9 protein-coding genes are annotated in these 11,275 nt (G+C 62.3%); 5 read left to right on the forward strand and 4 right to left on the reverse strand.

Annotated elements, in window-relative coordinates:
* Positions 1 to 126 precede the first annotated feature (126 nt).
* Together C1949_RS18770 and aptA are read right to left on the reverse strand one after the other, a co-directional pair.
* Complete coding sequence (locus C1949_RS18770; protein ID WP_104739903.1) at positions 127 to 489, reverse strand: cupin domain-containing protein; 363 nt, start codon at positions 487 to 489, stop codon at positions 127 to 129.
* 55 nt (positions 490 to 544) lie between these two features.
* Positions 545 to 1,882 (reverse strand): omega-aminotransferase AptA, encoded by a 1,338-nt coding sequence (gene aptA / locus C1949_RS18775; RefSeq protein ID WP_104739904.1) that lies wholly within the window; start codon positions 1,880 to 1,882, stop codon positions 545 to 547.
* Positions 1,883 to 2,122: 240 nt separating this feature from the next.
* Here aptA and C1949_RS18780 point away from each other — a divergent pair, with 240 nt between their 5' ends.
* The gene (locus C1949_RS18780; RefSeq protein WP_104739905.1) at positions 2,123 to 3,622 is read left to right on the forward strand and encodes an aldehyde dehydrogenase; all 1,500 of its coding nucleotides are present in this window, start codon (positions 2,123 to 2,125) and stop codon (positions 3,620 to 3,622) included.
* A 187-nt stretch (positions 3,623 to 3,809) separates the two neighbouring features.
* Positions 3,810 to 4,958 carry an MFS transporter gene (locus tag C1949_RS18785; protein ID WP_104739906.1) on the forward strand — a complete coding sequence of 383 codons (1,149 nt, stop codon included), beginning with the start codon at positions 3,810 to 3,812 and terminating at the stop codon, positions 4,956 to 4,958.
* A gap of 9 nt (positions 4,959 to 4,967) precedes the next feature.
* On the opposite strand, the gene C1949_RS18790 is transcribed toward C1949_RS18785, so the two are convergent.
* Entirely contained in the window at positions 4,968 to 7,037 is a 2,070-nt protein-coding gene (locus C1949_RS18790) for a TonB-dependent receptor family protein (RefSeq protein ID WP_104739907.1), read from the reverse strand.
* Positions 7,038 to 7,285: 248 nt separating this feature from the next.
* Between C1949_RS18790 and C1949_RS18795 the strand changes: the two genes are divergently transcribed.
* The 3 genes from C1949_RS18795 to gabT all read left to right on the forward strand — a co-directional run bounded on the left by C1949_RS18795 (position 7,286) and on the right by gabT (position 10,779).
* Entirely contained in the window at positions 7,286 to 7,753 is a 468-nt protein-coding gene (locus C1949_RS18795) for a MarR family winged helix-turn-helix transcriptional regulator (protein WP_088276256.1), read from the forward strand.
* Between the two features lie 230 nt (positions 7,754 to 7,983).
* Positions 7,984 to 9,444 carry an NADP-dependent succinate-semialdehyde dehydrogenase gene (gene gabD, locus C1949_RS18800; protein WP_104739908.1) on the forward strand — a complete coding sequence of 487 codons (1,461 nt, stop codon included), beginning with the start codon at positions 7,984 to 7,986 and terminating at the stop codon, positions 9,442 to 9,444.
* Between the two features lie 63 nt (positions 9,445 to 9,507).
* Positions 9,508 to 10,779, forward strand: coding sequence for a 4-aminobutyrate--2-oxoglutarate transaminase (gene gabT, locus C1949_RS18805; RefSeq protein ID WP_104739909.1), 1,272 nt, complete (start codon positions 9,508 to 9,510; stop codon positions 10,777 to 10,779).
* A 15-nt stretch (positions 10,780 to 10,794) separates the two neighbouring features.
* Here gabT and C1949_RS18810 read toward each other — a convergent pair.
* The coding region (locus tag C1949_RS18810; RefSeq protein ID WP_170063120.1) for a transposase at positions 10,795 to 11,275 on the reverse strand (481 nt) is incomplete at its 5' end.

Here is an 11,275-nt window from a genome sequence, read left to right on the forward strand (position 1 = left end):
AGTCAGTGTCAGCGATAGCAGGCAACAAATGAGGAAGGATCGCGTCACTGAGTGCTCCAGCAATGTCCGTACTGCCCCCTCAACCTAGGTCGTGGGGGGCGGTACGTCAACCATGCGGGGCGCGGATCACCTGGCCGGTTCGTAGATCACATAGACCTTGCGGGTGCGCTCGCGTACCTCCCAGCTGCCGCTGAAACCGGCCGGGATGACAAAGCGGTCGCCGGTGCGCAGCACCCGGCTGTTTCCGTCGGCGTCGTGCAGTACCGACTCACCTTCGAGAATTTCACAGTACTCGTGTTCGCTGTAGCTGACGGTCCAGTGGCCGGGTTCTGCTTCCCATACGCCGGTGCTGAATCGCCCGTCCGGGCTGCTGTAGTGATTGCGCACGTTCTGCGCCGGATCGCCGCTGATGATTTTGGCGGCGTCAGGGCGATAGTGTTCAGCCGGGGTGTCGGCGCTGGCGAAATCAACAATGCTGGAAATGCTCATGATGGTTTCCTGTCAGGAGGTGGCTGCCGTCGCTCCCGACGGCAGCCGGGCAAAGTCAGGTGGTGCGACGGATGACGGTGGCGAGGGTATCAATCAGCCGATCCAGCTCGGCTTTTTCCACGGTCAGTGGCGGCGACATGGCGATGATATCGCCGCTGCAGCGCACCATCGCACCCTCCCAGAAACAGCCATCGAACACCTCGTAGCCGCGGGCGCCGGGGGCGTCCGGACGGCTGGCCAGATGTACGGCGCCGACCAGGCCAGTATTGCGAATGTCGATCACGTTCGGCAGGTCGCGCAAGCTGTGCAGCGCGTCGGCCCAGTAGTCTTCCAGCTCAGCAGCGCGGGTCAGCAATTGTTCGTTGGCGTAGATGTCGAGGGTCGCCAGCGCGGCCGCAGCGGCCACCGGATGGCCGGAATAGGTGTAGCCGTGGAAGAACTCGATCAGCCCCTTCGGACCTTGCATGAAGGCGTCGTGAATATGCTGGGCAACGAACACCGCGCCCATCGGAATAGCCCCGTTAGTCAGCCCCTTTGCGGTAGTGATGATGTCCGGGGTGACGCCCCAGCGTTGCGAGGCGAACGGTGCGCCAACGCGGCCGTATCCGGTGATGACCTCGTCGAAGATCAGCAGGATACCGTGCTTGCTGGTGATCTCGCGCAGCCGCTGCAGGTAACCCTGTGGCGGCAGGATCACGCCCGCGGAGCCAGACATCGGCTCGACGATGACGGCGGCAATGTTCTCGGCACCGTGCAGGGCAACCAGTGCTTCCAGCGCCTCGGCGCGTTCGACGCCGAAGGCAGGCAAGCCTTTGGTGAAGGCGTTGCGCTCAAGGTCCAGGGTATGTGGCAGGTGATCTACACCGGGCAGCTGCGGGATAAATGCCTTGCGGTTGTTAGCCATGCCGCCGACCGATACGCCGCCGAAACCGACGCCGTGATAACCCAGCTCACGACCGATAAGCCGGGTGCGGGTACCTTGGCCGATGGCGCGCTGGTAACCGAGTGCGATTTTCAGTGCGGTATCGACCGACTCGGAGCCCGAGTTGGTGAAGAACACCCGGTTCAGGCCGGCTGGAGCCAGTTCGCTCAGACGCTCGGCCAACTGGAACGGCAGCGGGTGGCCCATCTGGAACGTTGGGGCAAAGTCCATCTGCTGAATCTGACGGCTGACGGCTTCGGAAATCTCGCGGCGACCATGACCCGCATTGCAGCACCAGAGCCCGGAGGTGCCATCTAGTACCTGTCGCCCGTCGGCATCGGTGTAGAACACACCCTGCGCGCTGGTTAGCAGACGCGGGCGAGCCTTGTACTGGCGGTTGGCGGTAAAGGGCATCCAGAACGGGTCGAGGCTGAGGTCCTGGGCGGGATTCGGGTGCTGCAAGCTGGTCATGGCGCGTTCCTGATTGCGTGGCGGAAGAGACGAACTGCAATGTCATCGTCGGGGTGGGTGGGCGGTGGCGCTGATGAGGGAAAGTCTATGTCAAAAATAACAAACGTCAAAGTGGCGTTTAGCGAAACAGAGCGGTTCTTTTTCTATGGTTTGTCAAAAATATTGAATTATCCCCGTGGGCTGAATTACTGTTGCCGGGATTTCAATTCCCTTCAGCGCAATGACAGCGAGGAGCAGAACATGACCAAGGCAGTCAGTCGGCAGGACTGGGAGCAGCGCGCGGCCGCGCTGCAGATTCAGGGACAGGCGTTTGTGGCTGGCCAATACCAGCCGGCGATCAGCGGTGAAACCTTCGACTGCGTATCGCCGATCGACGGTCGCGTGCTGGCGCAGATCGCCAGCTGCGATCAGGCTGATGCCGACCAGGCGGTCGCCAACGCGCGTGCGGTGTTCGACAGCGGTGTCTGGTCGCGCAAGTCGCCGGTGCAGCGCAAGCGCATCATGCAGCGCTTTGCTGACCTGATCGAACAGCACCGCGAAGAGCTGGCATTGCTGGAAACTCTCGACATGGGCAAGCCAATCGGCGATTCGTTGGCGGTGGATATTACCGGTGCAGCGCGCTCGATACGCTGGAGCGCCGAGGCAATCGACAAGGTGTATGACGAAGTCGCGCCGACCGCCCACGACGAGCTGGGTCTGGTGACCCGCGAGCCGGTCGGTGTGGTTGCGGCCATTGTGCCGTGGAACTTCCCGCTGCTGATGGCCAGCTGGAAACTGGGCCCGGCACTGGCAACCGGTAACTCGGTGGTACTCAAACCGTCGGAGAAGTCCCCGCTGACTGCGATTCGTGTCGCTGCGCTGGCGGTGGAAGCGGGTATCCCGGCGGGCGTGCTGAACGTGTTGCCCGGCTACGGCCACACCGTTGGTAAGGCGCTGGCGCTGCACATGGACGTCGATACCCTGGTGTTCACCGGCTCCACTCGCGTTGCCAAGCAACTGATGATCTACGCCGGCGAGTCGAACATGAAGCGCGTCTGGCTGGAAGCTGGCGGCAAGAGCCCGAACGTGGTGTTCGCCGATGCGCCGGATCTGGATGCCGCGGCTGAAGCCGCTGCCAGCGCTATCGCCTACAACCAGGGCGAAGTCTGTACCGCCGGCTCGCGTTTGCTGGTGGAAGAGTCGATCTGCGAGGCGTTTGTCGCCAAGGTGGTCGAGGCGCTCAAGCGCAGCTGGGCACCGGGCCATCCGCTGGACCCGAACACCAGCGTTGGCGCGCTGGTCGATACCACCCAGATCGAAACTGTGCTGCGTTACATCGACGCCGGCCACGCCGACGGCGCGACCCTCAAGCTCGGCGGCAAGCGGGTGATGGAAGAAACCGGCGGCCTGTTTGTCGAACCCACCGTGTTTGATGGCGTGACCAACAGCATGCGCATTGCCCGCGAGGAAATCTTTGGGCCGGTACTGTCGGTTATCGGTTTCAACAGCTTCGACGAAGCCATGCAGATCGCCAATGACACCATCTACGGTCTGGCCGCGGCGGTCTGGACCAGCGACCTGTCCAAGGCGCACCGTGCGGCGCGTACCCTGCGCGCAGGCAGTGTCTGGGTCAACCAGTATGACGGTGGTGACATGACGGCGCCCTTTGGTGGCTTCAAGCAGTCCGGTAACGGCCGTGACAAGTCGTTGCATGCCTTCGACAAGTACACCGAACTGAAGGCGACTTGGATTAAGCTCTAAGCAGCTGCGCTGCTTAGAGCAGCGGCAAGCTTCAAGCTGCAAGTAAAACCCGTGTGGGCTTGAATCACGCGGGCTTTGCTAAAGCCTGATAAGGCCGCGGGACGTTGTAAACATAGCCGCCTAACTCATCCTGATAAAGCTTGCTGCTTGCAGGGGGCGGCCATCCGCCTTGCGGCTTGAGACCCCTATGAACTGGAAAACCTACACCGTTGTGACCGCCGCGGTGGTGATCGTCGGGCTGGCGCTGGGCGTGACCCTGCCGCTGGTGTCGCTGCGCCTGCACGAATGGGGTTACAGCACCTTTGCCATAGGCATCATGGCGGGTATGCCAGCGGTCGGGATCGTGCTGGGCTCGCGCCTGAGCGGTCGGCTGGCTGGACGCATCGGGTCGGAGAACACCCTGCGGCTGGTGATGGCCTGCAGCGCGGTGTCGGTGGCGCTGCTGGCGGTCTGGCCGAGCTACCCGGTGTGGCTGCTGCTGCGGTTGGTACTGGGCATTTCGCTGACGGTGACCTTCATCCTCGGCGAAAGCTGGATCAACCAGATCGTGCCGGACCGCCTACGTGGCCGCCTGGTGGCGGTGTATGGCAGTGGCTTTGCGCTCAGTCAGTTGTGCGGGCCGCTGCTGCTCGGCTTCATCGGCACTGAGGCGGACAGCGGTTTCTGGCTGGCGACCGGTCTGCTGGTGTTTGGCAGCCTGATGCTGATGACAGTATCGGGGGCCCCGGTGGTGGATGCGGCTGCAGCCGATGGACGTGGATTCCGCACATTCGTACGCCAGCTGCCGGCGATTGCCTGGGCGATGGTGCTGTTTGCCGGCTTCGAGACCATGACCTTGACGTTGCTGCCGGTTTATCTGATCCGCGAGGGCTTTGCCCAGCAACTGGCGTTGGTGATGGTGAGTACCGTCGTAATCGGCGACGCAGTGCTGCAGGTGCCGGTCGGCGCGCTGGCGGATCGTATCTCCCGCACTGCACTGTTCAAGTTCTGCGGGCTGGTGCTGCTGCTCAGCAGTCTGGCGCTGCCATTTGCGCTGCACACGGTGCTGGTCTGGCCAGTGCTGGTGTTGTTCGGCGCCAGCGCCGGAGCGCTTTACACCCTGTCGATCATTCTGGTTGGTCAGCGTTATCGCGACGATGAGCTGGTGCGTGCCAATGCGCACATTGCCATGCTCTGGGGGCTGGGCTGTCTGCTCGGGCCGATGCTGACCGGTGCAGTCAGTGAGTGGCTGACCGGCCACGCGCTGCCAATCATGATGGCGATCGCCGCGCTGATCTTCGTGTTGCTGGCGCGCCGCCAGGGCGCATTTGACGCGGTCAGCATTGACCGCGCCTAGCCGCCGGGCTCAGTCCCAGCGGTACTGCACGTCCAGGCCAACCAGCCAGCTGCGCTCGGGCGCCGGTTCGTAGTAACGCGCGCCGGCGCCGTTAACGATCAACGAGCCGATGTACTCGCGGTCGGTCAGGTTGTCGACGCGGGCAAAGGGCTCCAGCTGCCAGCCGCCGAGCTGCTGGCGATAGCTGGCGCGCCAGTTGAAGGCGGCGTAGCCGGGAGCTTCTGCGCTGTTGTCGTCATTGGCGTAGCGCTGGCTCAGGCTCTGCATTTCCAGCGCGGTGGTGAATCCCTCGGTCGGCTGCCAGGCCAGTTCTGCGTAGAGGCTGTGGCGCGGTATGCCCGGCAGGCGGTTGTCGGCCAGATCATCGCCGTTACCGTTGATGTAGCGGTCAAACCGGGCGTCCAGCCAGGTGTAGGCCAGATAGCCGGTCAGCTGAGAGGTGAGCTGCTGCTCGACGCTCAGCTCGACGCCGCGGCGGGTCGACTTGCCGGCGTTGGCGTAGGTCGAGCGATCGGTATTGAGCTGCGGTTCGCCGGTCACTATTTCATTGTCGACGCGGGTGTAGAACAGCGCCATGTCCACTTGGGTCCGGTCTCGGCGCAGTTTGAATCCGACTTCGGCGTTGTCGGCGGTGCTGGGGCGCAGCTGCAGATTCAGGCCGCTGCCGCCCGGACGGTAGGCCAGCTCTTGCGCGGTCGGTGTTTCAAAGCCCTTGCCAATGGCGCCGTAGACGCTGAGGGTCGGTGTCCACTGATAGCTCAGCCCGAGTGCCGGTGTAGTTTCGTCGTAGCGGACCGAACCGCTGTCGTCCTGGCCGTCGACCAGGTACTTGTCATCGGAGTCGAAGTTGACCTTGCTGTAGCGGGCACCTGCCGTCAGGCTCCAGCGCGGCGCCAGTTGCCAGGTGCTGATCAGATAGGCTTCGCGGCTTTCCACTCGATTGAATTCGTTGCGTTGCAGGCCGCCCTTGCGGCCGAACTGGTTGACGAAGCCTTTGCGGCCTTCGCCCTGATAGCCCCAGCTCAGCCCGGCGGCCAGCGTGACCGGTAATTCGAACAGCGCGGTGTCGCGCTGCCAGCCCAGCTCGCTGCCGCCGAAACGGCGGTCCAGCTCGATCACGCCACCACCGGAATACTGCGAGTTGCCGGGGAAGGCTAGAAACTGCTGCACGTCGCGCTCGCCACCGTAGACCATGACGGTGATCTGATCGTCATTGGCTAGGCGGCGCTGATAGTTCATGCCCAACTGTTGATGGCTAATGCTCTTGCGGGTGTCGAATCGCTCGGCCTGGGCGACGGCCTGTCGGCGGTCGGCGTCGAGCGCTGCAGCGGTCAGGCCCAGCGGGTCCTGGGTGTCTGGCTGGTCCAGCGCGTTGAACAGCAGGGTCAGGCTGGAGGCATCGTCGATATCCCAGCCCAGACGCAGGTTGGCCATGTCGCGGCGGGTGTCGCTATGGTCGCGGTAGCCGTTGGTTTCCAAGCGAGAAACGTTGGCGGCAACATTGAGGTCGCCGTATTGGGCGCCGTACTTCAGGCGCGAGCGCCAAAGCCCGTCGCTACCGACGCTGCTGCGGCTTTCCAGTGTCGGGTAGAAGCTGCCTTCGCTGCTGAAGCCCTGAATAATGCCGCCCGAGGCGTTGCCGTAGAGGCTGCTGAGCGGGCCACGCAGCACTTCGATGCGCGCCAGGTTGTCGAGGTCGAACAGCGCCGGCTGGCCCTGACCGTCTGGCATGGTAAGCGGAATGCCGTCCTGCAGCAGGCGCACACCGCGCACACCAAACTGGGCGCGGGCGCCAAAGCCACGGGAGGAAATCTGCACATCCTGGGCGTAGTTCTGGCGGTTCAGCGCGAGCAGACCGGGAACCCGCTGCAGGGATTCCGACAGGTTGGCGCCGAGATGTGCTGTAGAGAGGTCGTCGGCAAACAGCGTGCTGCGGGCCAGTGGCAGACTCAGATCGCGGCTGTCATCGCTGGCACCTAGTACGGTCTGAGTCGGGAGTTGAACGGTTGCGCTGTATGCGCTGGTGGCCGTGCACAGCAGCGCGCTGCTGAGCATGACCCGGATGGCAGTGGGCTTCATCGGGGCGGACTGTTGTTATCGGTTGTATTTCGCCGTTTCGGCAGCAGAGGCGACAGTCTAACAGCGCGTCCGTATGCGAGCAGCCGCGGCGATGGGGGGGATATGGGGGGTAGCGAGAAAATACTTTGAAGTAAAAGTAACTTAGGTGTAATCTAGCGCGTTATTCATGTTGTTTTGGGAAGGTTCCTTGTTACTGCTGTAACTTTCAGGCAGGCAGGGGAGCTTCGTAGTCTGGAGGTGCCAACGTCATGCATATGATGCACGATCTTTATCTCGCCCTGCGCCGATTGCAGCGCGCTAGCGAGATTCACGCTAAGCGTCTTGGTCGCCACAGCGGCCTGACGCCCATTCAATTGCTGATTCTGCACAGCATCAAGGCGATGGGTGAAAGTACCCTTGGTGATCTGGCGCGGCAGGTTAGTGTATCGCAAGCGACGCTCAGTACCATCATTGATCGTCTGGAAAGTCGCGATCTGCTGCATCGGGTGCGCAGTACCAGTGACAAGCGCAAGGTACATCTGGCCCTGACCGAGAAGGGGCTGGCGGCCATTCAGGCCGAGCCTGCGTTGCTGCCGGGCGCTTTTCTCGAGCGCTTTGGTCAGTTGGCTGACTGGGAGCAACTGATGCTGCTGGCCAGTTTGCAACGGGTCGCTGGCCTGCTTGAAGAAGGTCAGCAGGTGCGCCCCGAGTTGTTCGACGGCGAAACCGCCGCCTGATTTTGCTGCCCGGTTCTCGGGCATCGTATTTAGCAAGCACTGATTAATTCCGCACGCCCTGAACGCCAGAGGGCGAGCGGAATTAATCAGTGTTTCCTTTTGCTCCGCTTTTTCTTTGTTCAGGTATTGCCTGCGCGCGTCTGCACGCTTAGCATGTTTGAAATATCAAACAAGGCTGTTTTAAATGCGTTACGACAGCCGATGCTCTCCCTGTTACGAGGAAATTTCGGATGGAACTGCATTGCCCTGACCTGTTTCGCCAGCAAGCCTATGTCGCCGGTCACTGGTGCGAGGCCGATAAGGGTGCGCGTACCGAGATCGCCAACCCGGCGACCCATGAACGGCTTGGCAGTGTGCCGAACATGGGCGGCGAAGAAACCCGTCGTGCCATTGAAGCCGCCCGCGAGGCGCAGCAGCAATGGCGTCAGCGCACTGCCAAGGAACGTGCGCAGGTGCTGCGCAAGTGGTTTGAGCTGATGATGCAGAACCAGGAGGACCTGGCGCGCATCATGACCGCAGAGCAAGGCAAACCGCTGGCTGAAGCCCGTGGTGAAGTGGCTTATGCCGCTTCTTTCCTGGAATGGTTCGGCGAAGAGGCCAAGCGCGTCTATGGCGACGTGATTCCCGGTCACCAGGCTGACAAGCGCATTCTGGTGCAGAAGGAGCCGGTCGGTGTGACCGCGGCGATCACGCCCTGGAATTTCCCCGCAGCCATGATTACCCGCAAGGTTGGTCCGGCCCTGGCCGCTGGCTGTGCGATGGTCCTTAAGCCGGCGCCACAAACCCCGTTTTCTGCGCTGGCGCTGGCCCACCTGGCCGAGCAGGCGGGCGTGCCGGCCGGTCTGTTCAGCGTGGTAACCGCGGATGTGGATCGCTCCCGCGAAGTGGGTGATGAACTGTGCGGCAACCCGGTGGTACGCAAGCTGTCTTTCACTGGTTCTACCGGCGTGGGTATCAAGCTGATGGAGCAGTGCGCGCCGACGCTGAAGAAGCTGTCGCTGGAACTGGGCGGCAACGCGCCCTTCATCGTCTTTGATGATGCCGATCTTGATGCCGCGGTCGAGGGCGCGATGATCTCCAAGTACCGCAACGCTGGTCAGACCTGCGTCTGCGCCAACCGCATTTACGTGCAGGATTCAGTTTACGACGCCTTCTCCGCCAAGCTGGCTGATGCTGTTGCCAAGCTGAAGGTGGGTGATGGCACCGAGGCTGGGGTAACCACCGGCCCGCTGATCGATGCCCGCGCCGTCGAGAAGGTGCAGCGCCATCTCAAGGATGCGACCGACAAGGGCGCCAAGGTCATCGCTGGCGGCAAACCCCATGAGCTCGGTGGCTTCTTCTTCGAGCCGACCATCCTCACAGGCGTGGACAGCAGCATGGCCGTCGCCCGCGAAGAGACCTTCGGCCCGCTGGCGCCGCTGTTCCGCTTTAGCGACGAAAGTGATGTGATCCGTCAGGCCAACGACACCGAGTTCGGTTTGGCGGCCTACTTCTACGCCCGCGACCTGAGTCGGGTGTTCCGCGTGGCCGAGGCGCTGGAGTACGGCATGGTCGGTATCAACACCGGGCTTATCTCGAACGAAGTCGCGCCCTTCGGTGGCATGAAGTCCTCGGGTCTCGGTCGTGAAGGGTCCAAGTACGGCATCGAAGAATACATCGAGATCAAGTACCTCTGTCTGGGCGGCATCTGAGCCGCCCCTGTGCACCAACCTGACGGGGAGCCGTTTGCTCCCCTCTTTTTCCGCGAGGCGGTTATGAGCAAGACCAACGAGTCCCTGATGCAGCGGCGGCAGAATGCTGTCGCGCGTGGTGTAAGTCAGATTCACCCGATTGCGGTGCAGCGTGCGGAAAACGCCACCGTCTGGGATGTGGAAGGGCGACAGTACATCGACTTTGCCGGTGGCATTGCGGTACTCAATACCGGCCACCGTCACCCCAAGGTAATGGATGCCGTGCGTCGCCAGCTGGACCAGTTCACCCACACCTGCTTTCAGGTGCTGGCGTATGAACCCTATATCGCCCTGTGCGAGCGCCTGAACGACATGGTGCCCGGTGACTTCGCGAAGAAGACCCTGCTGGTGACGACCGGCTCCGAAGCGCTGGAGAATGCGGTCAAGATTGCCCGCGCAGCGACCGGACGGGCTGGCGTGATCGCCTTCACTGGCGCCTACCACGGCCGTACGATGATGACCCTGTCGATGACCGGCAAGGTCGCCCCTTATTCGGCCGGTATGGGCCTGATGCCTGGTGGTGTCTATCGCGCCCAGTTTCCCTGCCCGTTGCACGGCGTCAGTGATGATGACGCGATTGCCAGCATTGAGCGGATTTTCAAGAACGACGCCCAGCCGCAGGATATTGCCGCCATCGTGATTGAACCGGTGCAGGGCGAGGGCGGTTTCTATGTCGCCAGCCCCGCCTTTATGCAGCGTCTGCGCGCGCTCTGTGATCAGCACGGCATCATGCTGGTGGCGGACGAAGTGCAGACCGGCGCTGGCCGGACCGGCACCTTCTTCGCCATGGAGCAGATGGGCGTCGCCGCCGATCTGACCACCTTCGCCAAATCCATCGCCGGTGGCTTCCCGATCGCGGGTGTTTGCGGCCGGGCGGATGTGATGGACGCCATTGCCCCCGGCGGTCTGGGTGGCACCTATGCGGGCAGCCCGCTGGCCTGTGCGGCAGCACTGGCGGTGATGGATGTGTTTGAAGAGGAAAACCTGCTGGCGCGCAGCCGTACCGTGGGCGAGATCCTTACTGGTCGCCTGAACGCGCTGGCGGCAGACGACAAGCGTATCGGCGATGTGCGCGGATTGGGTGCGATGGTTGCCTGCGAGCTGTTCACCGCCGACGGTGCGCCAGATGCTGAATTGACCGGCCGTATCGTTGCCGCCGCGCGGGACAAGGGCTTGATCCTGCTGTCCTGTGGCCAGTACGGCAATGTGATCCGCATTCTGGTGCCACTGACTGCGACCGATGTCGAATTGCACGCCGGCATGGACATCATCGCCGCCTGCTTCGCCGAGCTGTAGATACCGTCTTCCCGATCAGCGTGCAAGTGCTCTGATCGGGTCGAACGGCTGACCTGATTTCAGTACGCCGTAGATGATGTGCAGCAGCTTACGCATGGCCGCGCAGACGGCCAACCGACCAGTTTTACCGCGTTCAGCCAGCCTCACTTTCATCGCTTTGATGACCGGGTTGTAGGCCATCGCCGACAGCGCTGGCATGTATAGCGCTGCGCGCAATCGGCCTGACCCGGTACGCGAGATGGTCGACTTGCCTCGGTATATCCCAGACTCCTGCAAACGTGGATTCAGACCACAGAACGCTGCCAGCTGTCTTGCGCTATCGAATCGCAGAGGGCTGCCCAGCTCTGCCAGCAGCGTGGCGGTGGTGCCATCACTGACACCATCAATGCTCTTCATTAGCCGCTTTTGCTCTCGTAGGTCCGGGTCATTGTCGATGCGGTCGTTGATAGCGGTGTTGATTAAGGCGATCTGGCCGTCCAAGTGCTCCAGATGAATA

The sequence above is a fragment of the Halopseudomonas oceani genome, from assembly GCF_002903165.1.
Lineage (GTDB): Bacteria > Pseudomonadota > Gammaproteobacteria > Pseudomonadales > Pseudomonadaceae > Halopseudomonas > Halopseudomonas oceani.